This window comes from Pseudomonas sp. DC1.2, from assembly GCF_034351645.1.
In the GTDB taxonomy this organism is placed as follows: Bacteria; Pseudomonadota; Gammaproteobacteria; order Pseudomonadales; family Pseudomonadaceae; genus Aquipseudomonas.
Genome location: NZ_CP133782.1, coordinates 4861406 through 4876437, shown reverse-complemented (window position 1 = coordinate 4876437; position 15032 = coordinate 4861406). Strand labels below are relative to the sequence as shown.

The window sequence follows — 15032 nt, the reverse complement described above, 5'->3', positions numbered from 1 at the left end:
CTATAACTCCATCGAATCATGAGATGGGCTCGCGCCCACAGTGGCTGTGTTTATTGCCCGGTGCCGCGACACTCAGGGCAATAAAAAATAATTTCGACCTTCGACCTGCCCCCTGCGCAACGGGTTCCTTGTGCAATAAGGCGCATAGGCTGCGTCGACAAAGCGGTACATCAAGTGCTCGTCACGGCCATGCGGAATGCCCAGGCGCGTGGTTTGAATAATGTTTCCGGGTTTTGGGCCAGTGTCTTCCACCAACAGCCGTTCCTGATCGAAGCGCTTGGCGTCCCACACTGGCACCTTCAGGCCCAGGGCTTTGCACAGCAACGTTTGCCCGGCACAGAGTTTCTGCGAGGGGCGCGGTCGGCCACTGGCGTCAGGATTATTCAGCAGCATTTGCGCCAGGCTTGCCGGCCCGCTCAGTGCATCGAGCCAAGGATAAGCGGATTTGATCAACACCGCGTTGCCGGGGCCCTGCGCGCTGAAATTCAACGAATCACCGCCCCTGGCGTAATACATATAGATGTGGCCGCCATCCAGAAACAAAGCCTTACGCTTTTCTGTGTACCCGAGGGAGGCATGACTGCCTTTTTCATCGCAGTAATAGGCCTCGGTTTCGATGATTCGGGCGCTTAGCCACAGATCGCCAACTCGATGCCGGATCACTTTTCCCAGTAAGTCCCGTGCCAGGACTTGTGCGTCACGGTCGAAAAAACCGTCTGGCAGCGCCTTGGGCAGACTCGAAACGGGGGCGCGAACAGTCAGGTTGGACATGATGAGCGGCGTTTGTCAGGGCTTATTGAGCCGCGATGATAACAATTTGCAGCTTAATCCCGGCTGAACGTCGGCAAATCGCCTTCCATTTCGACCATCCGCCCGTCACCGCTGTTAGTCGAGAGGTACGACAGCTATAATCTGCCGCTTTACTCTTTACCCTAACCTAAAGCAAAGACAACGCCCTACCATGACTGAGTCTGTCCTTGACTACATGACCCGCCTGGGTCGCGCAGCCCGCGAAGCGTCGCGCATCATCGGCCGTGCCAGCACTGCGCAGAAAAACCGCGCCCTGCAGGCCACCGCCCATGCGCTGGATGCTGCGCGTGCCGAGCTGACGGCCGCCAATGAGCTGGATTTGGCGGCGGGTCGTGCCAATGGTCTTGAACCGGCACTGCTGGAACGGCTGGCGCTGACCCCGGCACGCATCGACGGCATGATCGTCGGCCTGCGTCAGGTCGCGGCACTGCCGGATCCGGTGGGCGCGATCCGTGACATGAGCTATCGGCCATCGGGCATCCAGGTGGGCAAGATGCGTGTGCCTTTGGGCGTAATCGGGATCATCTACGAGTCCCGACCGAACGTGACCATCGATGCCGCCAGCTTGTGCCTGAAGTCCGGCAACGCGACCATCCTGCGCGGCGGTTCCGAGGCGATTCACTCCAACCGGGCAATCGCGGCCTGCATCCAGGCCGGTCTGGCAGAGGCCGACTTGCCTGCCGCCGTGGTGCAAGTGGTGGAAACTACTGACCGCGCCGCTGTTGGCGCGTTGATTACCATGCCCGAATACGTGGACGTCATCGTGCCCCGTGGCGGCCGGGGCCTGATCGAGCGGATCAGTCGTGATGCGCGGGTGCCGGTGATCAAGCACCTGGACGGTATCTGCCACGTTTACGTCAGTGCGCACGCCGACCTGCACAAAGCCCAGCGCATTGCGTTCAATGCCAAGACTTACCGCTATGGTATTTGCGGCGCCATGGAAACGCTGCTGGTGGATGAAATCGTTGCCAAAGATTTCTTGCCGCCGATGGCCGCGCAGTTCCGCGAGAAAGGCGTCGAACTGCGCGGTTGCGAGCGCACGCGGGCGATCATCGACGCTGTGGCGGCGACCGAGGACGACTGGAACACCGAATATCTGGCGCCGATTTTGTCGATTCGCGTGGTCGCCGGGCTGGACCAGGCCATTGAACACATCAACCGTCACGGCTCCCATCACACCGATTCGATTGTCAGCGAAGACCTGAGCGACACCCGGCGTTTTGTGGCTGAAGTCGACTCATCGTCGGTGATGATCAACACGCCGACGTGCTTTGCCGATGGCTTCGAATACGGATTGGGTGCCGAGATTGGCATTTCTACTGATAAGCTGCACGCCCGCGGCCCGGTGGGCCTCGAAGGACTGACCTGCGAAAAGTACATCGTGGTCGGTGATGGCCAGTTGCGCGGACAGGAGTCGGCCTGACTTGGGCGACCTCGACCCGTCAGCCAAGGTTTCTGCCCGCGAGCCGGTGCCTCGGCGCATTGGCGTGCTGGGCGGCACCTTCGACCCGGTACACATCGGCCATTTGCGCGGTGCGCTGGAGGTCGCTGAGTCCTTGAGTCTCGACGAGTTGCGCCTGACACCCAGTGCCAGGCCGCCTCATCGGGACACACCGCAGGTGTCCGCCAAGGATCGCTTGGCGATGGTCGAGTGCGCGGTGGCCGGTGTGGCGCCGTTGGTGGTGGACGCCCGTGAATTGCAGCGGAACAAACCGTCCTACACTATCGACACCCTGGAACTGATGCGCGCCGAGTTGGCCGCGTCAGACCAGGTGTTTCTACTTTTGGGCTGGGACGCTTTTTGCGGCCTGCCCACTTGGCACCGCTGGGAAGAGTTGCTCCAGCATTGCCACATCCTGGTGCTGCAACGCCCGGATGCCGACAGCGAACCGCCGGATGCCTTGCGCAATCTGTTGGCGGCGCGCTCGGTGAGCGACCCGCTGGCCCTCAAAGGGCCGAGCGGACAGATTGCATTCGTCTGGCAGACACCGCTCGCGGTATCCGCCACCCAGATCCGTCAACTGCTGGCCAGCGGTAAGTCGGTACGTTTCCTGGTGCCCGACGCGGTCCTGGCCTACATCGAAGCGCACGGACTTTACCGTGCGTCGAACTGAAAAAAAGGGCGCGCTTCAAGGCACGTGATCACGTGTATCGAAGCGCCCGAACATACGAGCAAAACGAGTTTTATATGACTGACAAAGACGTAACTAAAGTTAAGCGCAAAGGTTCGTTCAAGAGCGCTCCGCTGCCAGTAGCGGCAGAAACCGGCCCGGCACTCGTCGGCGAAGAGCTGGTCAAGGTCGCCGTTGCGGCCCTGGAAGACGTCAAGGGCCAGGACATCCTGGTGATCGACGTTCGTGAAAAGCAAAGCATCACTGACTTCATGATCATTGCTACAGGTACTTCCAACCGCCAGATCGGCGCGATGCTGGATAAGGTTCGTGATGCGGTCAAAGCCCTGGGCGTCAAGCCGCTGGGTGAAGAAGGCAAGGGCGACAGCGACTGGGTACTGCTCGACATGGACGATGTCATCGTTCACATGATGACCGCCAGTGCTCGCCAGTTCTATGACCTGGAACGTCTGTGGCAGGGCGCCGAACAGAGCCGTGCCGGCAGCGCTGCTCACCACAGCCCGGAAAACACCCATGAGCATTTCATCAAGCTCAACAAAGACCAGCAATAAGGGATCGCTGTGCGACTGCGACTGATCGCCGTCGGTTCACGCATGCCCAAGTGGGTGGAAGAAGGCTGGCATGAGTATGCCAAGCGTCTTCCGTCCGAGCTGGCGCTGGAACTGGTGGAAATACCGCTCAACACCCGTGGCAAGAATGCCGACGTGGCACGTTTCATCCGTCAGGAAGGCGAAGCGATGCTGGCCAAGGTCGGGCCGAATGAGCGGGTTGTGACCCTCGAAGTCCATGGCAAGCCCTGGAGTACCGAGCAGCTGGCGGTCGAACTCGATCGCTGGCGGCTGGATTCGCGCACGGTGAATTTCATGGTCGGCGGCCCCGAAGGGCTGGCGCCGGAAGTCTGTGTCCGGGCTGATCAGCGCTGGTCGTTGTCGCCGCTGACGTTGCCGCACCCGCTGGTGCGGATTCTGATCGGCGAACAGTTGTATCGTGCCTGGACAGTGCTGTCCGGTCACCCTTACCACAAGTAGCTTTGCCCTCATGTCCCAGCCGATCCGCATCAAGGACCACGAAAAAGACGCCCGTCTGGTGCGTGGCCGTGTCGTGTTCGGGGCCATTGCGGTGGTGGTGCTGATCTGTGTGTTGATCGCGCGGCTGTATTTCCTGCAGGTGATTCAGTACGAGTACCACTCCACGCTGTCGGAAAACAACCGTGTCCATGTGCAGCCGATTCCGCCGACCCGTGGGCTGATCTTCGACCGTAATGGCGTGGTGGTGGCCGATAACCGGCCCAGCTTCAGCCTGAGCATGACCCGCGAGCGCTCCGGGGACTGGCAGCAAGTGCTCGACGTGATCGTCCAGGTGCTGGAACTGACGCCCGAAGACCGGGAAATCTTCGAAAAGCGTATGAAACAGGGGCGCCGGCCATTTGAACCGGTGCCGATCCTGTTTGAGTTGAGCGAAGAACAGATTGCCCGGATTGCGGTGAATCAGTTTCGTCTTCCGGGGGTAGAGGTGGTTGCCCAGTTGGTTCGCCACTATCCGCAGGGCGCGCACTTTGCGCACTCCGTGGGTTATATGGGGCGGATCAATGAGAAGGAGCTCAAGGCCCTCGACCCGGTCAACTACAGCGGCACCCACCATATCGGCAAAACCGGCATCGAACGCTTCTACGAGCCTGAGCTGCATGGTCAGGTGGGCTACGAGGAAGTCGAGACCAACGCGCGGGGCCGCGTATTACGTGTGCTCAAGCGTACCGATCCAATTCCCGGCAAGGACATCGTCCTGAGCCTGGACATCAAATTGCAGGAAGCCGCCGAAGCCGCGTTGGGCGGTCGTCGTGGCGCGGTGGTGGCGCTGGACCCGAGCACCGGCGAAGTGTTGGCCATGGTCAGCCAACCGAGTTTCGATCCGAACCTGTTCGTCACCGGGATCAGCTTCAAGGCTTACGCTGAGCTGCGCGACTCGATTGATCGGCCGCTGTTCAACCGAGTGCTGCGCGGTCTGTACCCCCCAGGCTCGACCATCAAACCGGCGGTCGCCATTGCCGGGCTGGATTCGGGTGTGGTGACGGCGTCGACCCGCGTGTTCGACCCCGGCTACTACCAACTGCCCAACTACGATCACAAATATCGCAACTGGAACCGTACCGGCGATGGCTACGTGGACCTCGATACCGCGATCATGCGGTCCAACGACACCTACTTCTATGACCTGGCCCACAAACTTGGGATCGATCGGTTGTCGGCATACTTGGGCAAGTTCGGCATTGGGCAGAAGGTTTCTCTGGATATGTTCGAAGAATCGCCGGGGCTGATGCCGTCCCGTGAGTGGAAGCGTGCGACCCGGCGTCAAGCCTGGTTCCCCGGTGAAACCCTGATTCTGGGGATCGGCCAGGGCTACATGCAGTCCACACCGCTGCAACTGGCCCAAGCCACGGCGCTGGTGGCCAACAAAGGGGTCTGGAATCGCCCGCACCTGGCCAAGACCGTCGAAGGCCAGCGGCCGAAGGATGAAAACCCCATGCCGGACATCATCCTGCGCGACCCGTCCGACTGGACCAAGGTCAACCACGGAATGCAGCAAGTCATGCACGGCGCACGCGGTACGGCGCGCAAGGCTGCGGTGGGTTCGCAATACCGCATCGCTGGCAAAAGTGGTACGGCTCAGGTGGTTGCTATCAAACAGGGTGAGAAGTATGACCGCTCCAAGGTTCAGGAGCGCCATCGCGACCACGCCTTGTTCGTCGGTTTTGCACCGGCCGACAACCCGAAAATCGTGGTGTCGGTGATGGTTGAAAACGGTGAGTCCGGCTCCGGCGTGGCCGCGCCAGTCGTGCGTCAAGTCATGGACGCCTGGCTGCTGGACCCCGATGGCCGACTCAAACCGGAATACGCCGGCCCAATCAGTGCGGAGGCTACGGCCCGTGAAGAGTAATTTCGATCGCATCCTTTCCAGTGAGGACGTGATGCGTCGCCGGGCGACGCTGCTGCAACGCATGCACATCGACGGCCCGCTGCTGATCCTGCTGCTGACCCTCGCCGCCGGCAGCCTGTTCGTGCTGTATTCGGCCAGTGGCAAGAGCTGGGACTTGCTGGCCAAGCAAGCGACGTCGTTCGGCATCGGTCTGGTGTCGATGATCGTCATTGCCCAGTTCGAGCCGCGCTTTATGGCCCGATGGGTGCCGATCGGTTATGTGCTCGGTGTGCTGTTGCTGGTGGTGGTGGATGTCATGGGGCATAACGCCATGGGCGCCACGCGCTGGATCAACATCCCTGGAGTGATCCGCTTCCAGCCGTCCGAGTTCATGAAGATTCTGATGCCGGCGACCATCGCCTGGTACCTGTCCAAACGCACCTTGCCGCCGCAGCTAAAGCACGTCGGGGTCAGTCTGTTTTTGATCGGATTGCCGTTTATCCTGATTGTGCGTCAGCCGGATCTCGGCACCTCGCTGTTGATTCTCGCTGGCGGCGCGTTCGTACTGTTTATGGGGGGCTTGCGCTGGCGCTGGATCCTCAGCGTGATCGCTGCGGCGGTACCGGTGGCGGTGGCGATGTGGTTTTTCATCATGCATGACTACCAGAAGCAGCGAATCCTGACGTTCCTCGACCCGGAAAGCGATCCGCTGGGCACGGGCTGGAACATCATTCAATCCAAAGCCGCCATCGGTTCCGGTGGTGTGTTTGGCAAAGGCTGGCTGCTGGGCACCCAGTCGCACCTGGACTTCCTGCCGGAAAGCCACACCGACTTCATTATTGCGGTGCTGGGCGAAGAATTCGGCCTAGTGGGCATTTGTGCGCTGCTGTTGATCTACTTATTGTTGATCGGTCGCGGCCTGGTGATTACCGCCCAGGCCCAGACATTGTTCGGCAAATTGCTGGCAGGCAGCCTGACCATGACGTTTTTTGTTTATGTTTTCGTCAACATCGGTATGGTCAGTGGCCTGTTACCGGTTGTAGGGGTGCCGTTGCCGTTCATTAGCTACGGAGGAACTTCGCTAGTGACACTGCTGTCAGCGTTTGGGGTTTTGATGTCGATCCATACCCATCGTAAGTGGATCGCACAGGTTTGAATAAGGTGAAGATTTCAATGCAAGCAATGCGTGGCTGGGCGACTCGATACGCGCCGTGGGTCGGCCTGGTAGGCATCCTTGGTTCCGCGGAACATGCGCGGGCCGGCGATTACGAAGGCTCACCCCAAGTGGCCGAATTCGTCGGTGAAATGACCCGCGACTACGGCTTTGCCGGTGAACAGCTGATGGCGGTGTTCCGCGAAGCCGAGCGCAAACAGGCGATCCTCGACGCGATTTCCAAACCCGCCGAACGGGTAAAACAGTGGAAAGAGTATCGCCCAATGTTCCTCACTGAAGCGCGCATCGCCCGCGGTGTGGACTTTTGGCGCCAGCATGAGGCCGTGCTGGCCCGTGCCGAGCAGGAATACGGCGTGCCGGCCCAGGTGATTGTCTCGATCATCGGCGTTGAAACCTTTTTCGGCCGCAATACCGGCAATTACCGGGTGATCGATGCGTTGTCGACCCTGGGTTTCGACTATCCTCCCCGTGCCGAATTCTTCCGCAAGGAATTGCGTGAATTTCTATTGCTGGCGCGTGAAGAACAAGTCGATCCGTTGACCCTCAAAGGCTCTTACGCAGGGGCAATGGGCTTGCCGCAGTTCATGCCAAGCAGTTTTCGCGCCTACGCGGTGGACTTCGACGGTGACGGCCACATTAATATCTGGACCAATGCGGACGACGCCATCGGCAGCGTAGCCAGTTACTTCAAGCGTCACGGTTGGGTTGCGGGCGAGCCCGTGGTCAGTCGCGCCGATGTGCGTGGCGATCAGGTGGACGAAGGTTTGACCACGGGTATCGAGCCAACGAAAACCGTCGGGGAGTTGCGGGCGCTGGGCTGGTCGAGTCATGATGCGCTGCGCGATGATATGCCGGTCACTGCTTTCCGCCTGGAAGGGGAGAATGGCCCCGAATACTGGATGGGCCTGAAGAATTTTTACGCGATCACGCGTTATAACCGCAGCGTGATGTACGCCATGGCTGTACATCAACTGTCTGAACAGCTGGTCCAAGCACGGGGCGTTAAGTAATGCGGGCATTGCCTATGAATAAACCCCTGAAGCTGCTGGCATATGCCGCGTTGGCGATGCTGGTCGCCAGTTGTTCGACCAGTCGTGCGCCGACCCAGAAATACGCCTCCAACTCCGTGCGCTCAGCGCCGGGGCTGGACATCAACCGCGCCCACAAAGACGGCGCTCCGTGGTGGGACGTCGATGTCTCGCGCATTCCGGATGCCACGCCGACCCTGCACACCGGTCCTTACAAGGCCAATCCCTACACGGTGCTGGGCAAGACCTATTTCCCGTTGAACGACTCCAAGCGTTACGTCGCCTCGGGTACGGCGTCCTGGTATGGCACCAAGTTCCATGGTCAGAACACCGCCAACGGCGAAGTCTATGACCTGTACGGCATGAGTGCCGCTCACAAAACACTGCCACTGCCAAGTTATGTTCGGGTGACGAACCTGGACAACAACAAGAGCGTAATTCTGCGCGTTAACGACCGTGGACCGTTCTATTCGGATCGAATCATCGACTTGTCCTACGCTGCCGCCAAAAAGCTCGGCTATGCAGAGATCGGTACGGCACGGGTCAAGGTTGAAGGCATCGACCCACAGGAGTGGTGGGCACAGAAAGGACGTCCGGCGCCGTTGATGCTTAACGAGCCACAAATAGCGCAAAATGCCGCGCCGACAATTACCGCTTCTGCGGGGACCGTCGAGCAGTGGACTCCGCCGCCGCAGCAGCATGCCGCGGCCGTTGTGCCGGTGCAGATTGATGCAAAAAAAAACGGTTCTGTACCAGCGTCTGGCCAGTATCTGCAGGTGGGCGCGTTCGCCAACCCGGACGCTGCAGAACTCCTGAGGTCCAAGCTCAGCGGGATGGTGAGCGCTCCGGTGTTCATCAGCTCGATCGTGCGCAACCAGCAGACACTGCATCGGGTACGCTTGGGGCCGATCGGTTCTCAGGGTGAGATTCAGCAAGTGCAGAACAGTGTGCGGATGGCCAATCTCGGTTCGCCGAGCCTGGTGACTGCCGAGTAATACGCAGTACTTGATTGAAGGTTCGCTTGCGGTTTTGGGGGGTGAACCTGGTTGTTGGCTCGTTAAAGAACAAAAGCCCGGCAAGGGTTACAGAGTGAGCAACTGAACACGCGATGGCCCTTTAGAAGGCTGTCTGAATAAAGTTTTGCCCTTGGGCAAGTTTCCATTAGCGATTTCGAGAGACGGATGAACATCACCACCTTTGCCAAACGCCTGTGCCTGCTAGTCCCGCTGTTCATCACTCCTGCCGCATTTGCGGTAGAGATGATGCCGTCGCCACCGCAACTGGCCGCTAAATCCTACGTGCTCATGGACGCCAGCAGCGGCAACGTGCTGGTAGAGAACAACGGTGACCAGCGTCTGCCGCCGGCCAGCCTGACCAAGCTGATGACCGCTTACATCGCGACGCTGGAAATCCGTCGTGGCCAGATCGGCGAAAACGATCCGGTTACCGTCAGCGAAAATGCCTGGCGTACCGGCGGTTCGCGGATGTTCATCAAGGTTGGGTCGCAGGTGACTGTCAGCGACCTGCTGCACGGCATCATCATCCAGTCGGGTAACGACGCCAGTGTTGCGCTCTCGGAGCACATCGCCGGCAGCGAAGATGCGTTCGCCGACATGATGAACAAGACGGCCGGCGACCTGGGTATGACCAACAGCCACTTTATGAACCCGACCGGCCTGCCGAACCCGGAGCACTACTCGTCGGCTCACGACATGTCGTTGCTGGCTCGCGCGATCATCCACGAAGACCCAGCTCACTATGCGATCTACTCGCAGAAAGAGTTCTTCTGGAACGGCATCAAGCAACCTAACCGCAACCTGCTGCTGTGGCGCGACAAGACCGTCGATGGTCTGAAAACAGGTCACACCGACGAAGCTGGCTACTGCATGGTGTCGTCCGCTGTACGTGATGGCATGCGCCTGATCGCCGTGGTTTTCGGCACCAACAGCGAAGTGGCTCGTGCTACCGAAACCCAGAAGTTGCTGACTTATGGTTTCCGCTTTTTCGAAACCCAGACCTTCTATCAGAAAGGCGCCGAGCTGGCGCAGGCTCCTGTCTGGAAAGGCACCACTAATCAAGTCAAGGCCGGCCTGGCTGAAGACCTGACCATGACCCTGCCAAAAGGCCAGTTGAAGAAGCTTGCCGCCAGCATGACCATGAACCCGCAACTGGTTGCGCCAATCGCCAAGGGCGACGTAATCGGTAAAGTCGAAGTGAAACTGGACGACAAGGTGGTGCACAGCGCCAACCTGATCGCGCTGGACGCTGTCGAGGAAGGTGGTATCTTCCGCCGCATGTGGGATAGCATCCGTCTATTCTTCTACGGCTTGTTCAACTGAATTAGTGTGGACCTGCATGGGCCCGTTCCAATCCGGAGCGGGACCATGTCCGTTGCCACGGCTTACGAGGCCGTTACGCCATGACCGATACCGAAGTAAAGGCGCCAAAAATCGAATTCCCTGCCAATGATTACCCGATCAAAGTGATCGGCGACACCATTGTCGACATCAAGCAAAAGATCATCGACATCGTCAAGAAACACGCGACGATCAACGATGAACGTGTGGACGAGCGTCAAAGCAGCAACGGGAAGTACACCACTATCCAGTTGCACATTGTCGCCACCGGTCAAGACCAGTTGTACGACATCAACAGCGAGTTACGCGCCACCGGTTTCGTGCATATGGTGCTGTGATGTCTGGCACGCTGGGCTTTCGCGAGCTTGGCCAGATGGCTTATGAGCCGGTCTGGCATGCCATGCAACGCTTCACCAATGAACGCGGAACCGACGCGGCTGACGAGATTTGGCTGGTGGAACACCTGCCCGTGTTCACCCAGGGGCAGGCCGGCAAGGCCGAGCATCTATTGCTCCCCGGCGATATTGCGGTGGTGCAGGTCGATCGCGGTGGCCAGGTGACCTATCACGGCCCCGGCCAATTAGTGGCGTACCTGTTGCTGGACGTGCGCAAGCTGGGTTTCGGTGTGCGTGACCTGGTCACCCGCATGGAGCAGTGCCTGATCGCGTTGCTGGCCAGCTACGGCGTGAGCGCCGCTGCGAAGCCGGATGCACCGGGCGTCTACGTCGACGGGGCGAAAATCGCTTCTCTGGGTCTGCGGATCCGCCACGGTTGCTCCTTTCATGGCCTGGCACTGAACGTGGACATGAACCTGGAACCGTTTCGACGAATTAATCCCTGCGGCTACGCCGGGCTGGCGATGACCCAGCTGAGCGATCACGCAGGATCGATTGAATTTGCCGAGGTAAGTGCCCGGCTGCGCGCGCAGCTCGTCAAACACCTCGACTATGCTGAGCAGACGACCCTAACGGGCGGAATCGACTGATATGACTACTGATGCAGTGCAAACCATGATCCCGACGCTGGATGTCACCGAGCGCCCGGCCCCGCGTGCCAAGGTTGAAGCCGGCGTCAAGCTGCGCGGCGCCGAGAAGGTTGCACGCATCCCGGTGAAGATCATTCCGACGACTGAGCTGCCAAAGAAACCCGACTGGATTCGCGTGCGCATCCCGGTTTCCCCGGAAGTCGACCGCATCAAGGCTCTGCTGCGCAAACACAAACTGCACAGCGTGTGTGAAGAAGCATCCTGCCCGAACCTGGGCGAATGCTTCTCCGGTGGCACCGCGACGTTCATGATCATGGGCGACATCTGCACCCGTCGCTGCCCGTTTTGCGACGTCGGCCACGGTCGTCCGAAGCCATTGGACGTCAACGAACCGCAGAGCCTGGCCATCGCCATCGCCGACCTGAAACTCAAGTACGTGGTGATCACCTCGGTGGATCGCGACGACCTGCGTGACGGCGGTGCCCAGCACTTTGCCGATTGCATCCGTGAGATCCGCAAGCTGTCGCCGAACGTGCAGCTCGAAACCCTGGTTCCGGACTACCGTGGGCGCATGGACGTAGCGCTGGAAATCACTGCCGCTGAGCCACCTGATGTGTTCAACCACAACCTGGAAACCGTGCCGCGCCTCTACAAGGCTGCGCGTCCGGGTTCGGACTACCAGTGGTCGCTGACCCTGCTGCAACGCTTCAAGCAGATGATGCCGCACATCCCTACCAAGTCGGGTCTGATGCTGGGTCTGGGCGAAACCGACGAAGAAGTGATCGAAGTCATGAAGCGCATGCGCGAACACGACATCGATATGCTGACCCTGGGCCAATACCTGCAACCGTCCCGCAGCCACCTGCCGGTCGAGCGTTTCGTCCACCCGGATGTGTTCGCCTGGTTCGCTGAGGAAGGCTACAAAATGGGCTTCAAAAACGTTGCGTCGGGCCCACTGGTACGTTCCTCGTACCATGCTGACGAGCAGGCGAAATTGGTCAAGGCCGAGCTGATGTCGTCTTTGTCCTGATCGGCGATCAGAAAGACAAAAAACGCCCGCAAGGCTTATCGAGCCTTGCGGGCGTTTTTATGGCCTTGCCTACGTGACCTATAGTCTTTTCCTGCGCTGTGCGGGGGGACAGCCCCTCTTCTGTTTTCCCCCGTTCCTGACTACTGTGTGCTGATGTTTTCATGCAGGGAGATTCATGGATGACTGTTCGACCGCCCCATACCCTTTGTCCTCACGTCCCCGTCCCGGCTTTGCCGTCTGAAGGGCTGATCGGCGTCATTGCGCCTGCCGGTCCGGCAGCACTGGACACGGTCAAAGCGGTGCAATGGATACGCGCCCGAGGTTATTCGCTGCGGGTATTCCCCGGCGTTTACGAGCAAGACGGCTATCTGGCGGGCAGCGACGATGTGCGGCTCGATGACCTGCACGCGGCCTTTGCCGACAGGGATGTCGATGCCATCATCTGCCTACGCGGAGGTTACGGCACCCCTCGGTTGCTCGATCGCATCGACTTCGATTTGTTGCGCAGCAACGCCAAGCCGTTCGTCGGTTACAGCGACATCACGGCGCTGCACCTGGCCATCAGTCGGTATGCGGGCTTCGTAACCTTCCACGGGCCGTTACTCAACGCCGATCTGCTGGGCGGCAAACAGCAACCGACTGAATCCTCTTTCTTCAGCATGCTGCGTGGGCAGCTGAAAGCCGGCAGCGAGCTAAAGCACCCGGTCGCCTACCCGTTGACCACGATCGAGCCTGGCATTGCTCATGGGCGTTTGCTGGGAGGGAATTTGTCGATGATCGCTGCGACCATGGGCACGCCTTACGAAATCGACGCCGAAGGCGTGATTCTATTCATCGAGGACGTCAATGAGCCGCTGTATCGCATTGATCGATTACTGACGCACTTGCGCTTGGCTGGCACGCTGCACAAGCTGCGAGGGGTTCTGGTGGGGGACGTCGCGGGGGTGGATGCCGAAGCGCTTGCTCGACTGCTCAAGCAAACTTTCGAGCCGTTGCGGATTCCGGTGTTGGCGGGGTGGCGCAGCGGTCATTGCGATCCGAACCTGACGTTACCCATGGGCGCGTTGGTGCGCCTGGATGCGGGGAATAAGGTGTTGGTGTTGGAGCAAGATGTCGTGATCAGAGGTTAGCGCTCGCTTGCCTGAGCGTCCGTCGTCGCGAGCAAGCTCCCACACATTTGGCCGAACCCGGTCACTGCTGGGAGCAAGCTTGCTCGCTAAGCCTTTAACGATTGCGCAGTGCGTCCAGCAACTGATGTGTCGGGTAGCCATCCGCCGGCCAGCCAAACGACTGCTGCGCGATGCGAATCGCTTTGCGGGTGTTGGCGCCGATAATCCCGTCAGCAGTGCCCGCATCGTAGTTGCGGGCGCTCAGCAGGTTTTGTAGTTCGATCCGTTCAGTGCGACTCAAAGGCAAATCATCTTTGGGCCACATACCGTTGATCAAGCCTGCACCGTTGAATCGTTCAGATAGCAGACTCACGGCCAAGGCATAGGACGACGAGTTGTTGTACTTGAGGATTGCGCGGAAATTATCGAGGATCAGGAACGCTGGCCCGCGATAGCCCGCTGGCAGCAGCAGGGCCGCAGACAGGTGTTCGGAGCCTGTAGGAATCTGTCTGCCATTGGGCAACGTGACGCCCATTTGCAGCCATTCGGCGACGCTCTTGCGAATCGCCCCATCAGCCAGCGAATAATTGAAACCGCTGGCCAATTGCACTTCGAAACCCCACGGCTGGCCTTTCTGCCAGCCGGAGCTTTGCAAATAGTGCGCGGTGGAGGCGAGCGCATCGGTCGGGCTGCCCCAGATGTCGCGGCGACCTTTACCGTCAAAATCCACCGCATGGGTGTTGTAGGTGGTCGGAATGAACTGCGTCTGGCCCATCGCGCCGGCCCAGGAGCCCAGCATCTTCTCGGGCTCGATATCGCCATGTTGCAGGATCTGCAGGGCGGCGATCAGTTGTGCGTGTGCAAATGCCGGACGCCGGCCTTCATAGGCCAGCGTCGCCAGCGAATTGATCACCGACTTTGTGCCTTGGAATTGCCCGAAGTTGCTTTCCATGCCCCACACCGCGACCAGTGCCTGACGGTCGACACCATAGCGTTGCTCGATGCTCTGCAGAACGTCGCTGTATTGGCTGATCAGCGCCTGACCTTTGCGCACCCGCAGCGGTGACAAGGCACCGTCGAGGTATTCCCACACCGGGCGCGAAAATTCCGGCTGACTGCGGTCAGCGCGGATCACGCTCATGTCCACGCTGACATTGGCAAACGCGCGGTCAAAGACATCGGCGCGGATGCCGGCGGCGAGAGCGTCCTTGCGAAAACCGGCTTGCCATTCGGCGAAGGTCTGGGTCGGCTGGATGTCGAGGTTGTCACCGCTTGGCACCACTGGCGGGATGAGCGCAGGGGCCGTCGTGACGGGCACGGTCTGGAGCGGTTGGGCGTCGGCGGCGGTTGGTTTTTCCGCGCAGGCGACAAGCAGAATGAGGCTGGAGGCAGCGATCAGTTGGCGAAGGTGCCAACGACGGGAAAGACAAAGGGGCATGCACAGGTCCAGAGAATACGAATCAGGTGCCGACCTTATCACGGGGGAGGGTGGTT

At 59.7% G+C, this 15032-nt stretch carries 15 protein-coding genes; 13 read left to right on the top strand and 2 right to left on the bottom strand.

Going from position 1 to position 15032, the window contains the following annotated elements:
* Positions 1 to 72: 72 nt before the first annotated feature.
* The gene (locus RHM68_RS22090) at positions 73 to 771 is read right to left on the bottom strand and encodes a DNA-3-methyladenine glycosylase (RefSeq protein ID WP_322219129.1); all 699 of its coding nucleotides are present in this window, start codon (positions 769 to 771) and stop codon (positions 73 to 75) included.
* A gap of 190 nt (positions 772 to 961) precedes the next feature.
* On the opposite strand from RHM68_RS22090, the gene RHM68_RS22085 reads away from it, so the two are divergent.
* The 13 genes from RHM68_RS22085 (at position 962) to RHM68_RS22025 (ending at position 13559) form a co-directional block, all read left to right on the top strand.
* The gene (locus tag RHM68_RS22085; RefSeq protein ID WP_322219128.1) at positions 962 to 2233 is read left to right on the top strand and encodes a glutamate-5-semialdehyde dehydrogenase; all 1272 of its coding nucleotides are present in this window, start codon (positions 962 to 964) and stop codon (positions 2231 to 2233) included.
* A gap of 46 nt (positions 2234 to 2279) precedes the next feature.
* Positions 2280 to 2924 (top strand): nicotinate-nucleotide adenylyltransferase, encoded by a 645-nt coding sequence (nadD, locus tag RHM68_RS22080; RefSeq protein WP_322223904.1) that lies wholly within the window; start codon positions 2280 to 2282, stop codon positions 2922 to 2924.
* Between the two features lie 74 nt (positions 2925 to 2998).
* Positions 2999 to 3493 (top strand): ribosome silencing factor, encoded by a 495-nt coding sequence (rsfS, locus tag RHM68_RS22075; protein ID WP_322219127.1) that lies wholly within the window; start codon positions 2999 to 3001, stop codon positions 3491 to 3493.
* A gap of 9 nt (positions 3494 to 3502) precedes the next feature.
* Positions 3503 to 3970 carry a 23S rRNA (pseudouridine(1915)-N(3))-methyltransferase RlmH gene (rlmH, locus tag RHM68_RS22070; protein WP_283189197.1) on the top strand — a complete coding sequence of 156 codons (468 nt, stop codon included), beginning with the start codon at positions 3503 to 3505 and terminating at the stop codon, positions 3968 to 3970.
* A 10-nt stretch (positions 3971 to 3980) separates the two neighbouring features.
* Positions 3981 to 5876, top strand: a complete 1896-nt coding sequence (mrdA, locus tag RHM68_RS22065) for a penicillin-binding protein 2 (protein ID WP_322219126.1) — start codon at positions 3981 to 3983, stop codon at positions 5874 to 5876.
* 31 nt (positions 5877 to 5907) lie between these two features.
* A complete protein-coding gene (gene rodA, locus RHM68_RS22060; RefSeq protein ID WP_054052418.1) occupies positions 5908 to 7011 on the top strand; it encodes a rod shape-determining protein RodA in 1104 nt (367 codons plus the stop codon).
* 17 nt (positions 7012 to 7028) lie between these two features.
* Positions 7029 to 8039: a lytic murein transglycosylase B gene (gene mltB, locus RHM68_RS22055; protein ID WP_322219125.1), complete on the top strand. Its 1011-nt coding sequence runs from the start codon at positions 7029 to 7031 to the stop codon at positions 8037 to 8039.
* On the top strand, positions 8039 to 9052 hold the full coding sequence (locus tag RHM68_RS22050; protein WP_322219124.1) for a septal ring lytic transglycosylase RlpA family protein: 1014 nt from the start codon (positions 8039 to 8041) through the stop codon (positions 9050 to 9052). Before mltB ends, RHM68_RS22050 begins: the two co-directional genes overlap by 1 nt.
* A gap of 186 nt (positions 9053 to 9238) precedes the next feature.
* On the top strand, positions 9239 to 10396 hold the full coding sequence (locus RHM68_RS22045) for a D-alanyl-D-alanine carboxypeptidase family protein (protein ID WP_322219123.1): 1158 nt from the start codon (positions 9239 to 9241) through the stop codon (positions 10394 to 10396).
* 80 nt (positions 10397 to 10476) lie between these two features.
* Complete coding sequence (locus tag RHM68_RS22040; RefSeq protein WP_322219122.1) at positions 10477 to 10752, top strand: DUF493 domain-containing protein; 276 nt, start codon at positions 10477 to 10479, stop codon at positions 10750 to 10752.
* On the top strand, positions 10752 to 11399 hold the full coding sequence (gene lipB / locus RHM68_RS22035) for a lipoyl(octanoyl) transferase LipB (RefSeq protein ID WP_322219121.1): 648 nt from the start codon (positions 10752 to 10754) through the stop codon (positions 11397 to 11399). Before RHM68_RS22040 ends, lipB begins: the two co-directional genes overlap by 1 nt.
* Before the next feature lies 1 nt (position 11400).
* Entirely contained in the window at positions 11401 to 12429 is a 1029-nt protein-coding gene (lipA, locus tag RHM68_RS22030) for a lipoyl synthase (RefSeq protein ID WP_416195211.1), read from the top strand.
* Between the two features lie 179 nt (positions 12430 to 12608).
* Entirely contained in the window at positions 12609 to 13559 is a 951-nt protein-coding gene (locus RHM68_RS22025; protein ID WP_322219120.1) for an LD-carboxypeptidase, read from the top strand.
* A gap of 94 nt (positions 13560 to 13653) precedes the next feature.
* Here RHM68_RS22025 and RHM68_RS22020 read toward each other — a convergent pair whose 3' ends face one another.
* Complete coding sequence (locus tag RHM68_RS22020; RefSeq protein WP_322219119.1) at positions 13654 to 14976, bottom strand: lytic murein transglycosylase; 1323 nt, start codon at positions 14974 to 14976, stop codon at positions 13654 to 13656.
* Positions 14977 to 15032 lie beyond the last annotated feature (56 nt).

Excerpts from the sequence above, each read along its gene's own strand:
- mltB (WP_322219125.1), top strand. The coding sequence starts at position 7,029 with ATGCAAGCAATGCGTGGCTGGGCGACTCGATACGCGCCGTGGGTCGGC.
- mrdA (WP_322219126.1), top strand. The coding sequence starts at position 3,981 with ATGTCCCAGCCGATCCGCATCAAGGACCACGAAAAAGACGCCCGTCTG.
- rsfS (WP_322219127.1), top strand. The coding sequence starts at position 2,999 with ATGACTGACAAAGACGTAACTAAAGTTAAGCGCAAAGGTTCGTTCAAG.
- RHM68_RS22020 (WP_322219119.1), bottom strand. The coding sequence starts at position 14,976 with ATGCCCCTTTGTCTTTCCCGTCGTTGGCACCTTCGCCAACTGATCGCT.
- RHM68_RS22025 (WP_322219120.1), top strand. The coding sequence starts at position 12,609 with ATGACTGTTCGACCGCCCCATACCCTTTGTCCTCACGTCCCCGTCCCG.
- RHM68_RS22085 (WP_322219128.1), top strand. The coding sequence starts at position 962 with ATGACTGAGTCTGTCCTTGACTACATGACCCGCCTGGGTCGCGCAGCC.
- lipA (WP_416195211.1), top strand. The coding sequence starts at position 11,401 with ATGACTACTGATGCAGTGCAAACCATGATCCCGACGCTGGATGTCACC.
- rodA (WP_054052418.1), top strand. The coding sequence starts at position 5,908 with ATGCGTCGCCGGGCGACGCTGCTGCAACGCATGCACATCGACGGCCCG.
- RHM68_RS22050 (WP_322219124.1), top strand. The coding sequence starts at position 8,039 with ATGCGGGCATTGCCTATGAATAAACCCCTGAAGCTGCTGGCATATGCC.
- RHM68_RS22040 (WP_322219122.1), top strand. The coding sequence starts at position 10,477 with ATGACCGATACCGAAGTAAAGGCGCCAAAAATCGAATTCCCTGCCAAT.
- RHM68_RS22090 (WP_322219129.1), bottom strand. The coding sequence starts at position 771 with ATGTCCAACCTGACTGTTCGCGCCCCCGTTTCGAGTCTGCCCAAGGCG.
- RHM68_RS22045 (WP_322219123.1), top strand. The coding sequence starts at position 9,239 with ATGAACATCACCACCTTTGCCAAACGCCTGTGCCTGCTAGTCCCGCTG.
- lipB (WP_322219121.1), top strand. The coding sequence starts at position 10,752 with ATGTCTGGCACGCTGGGCTTTCGCGAGCTTGGCCAGATGGCTTATGAG.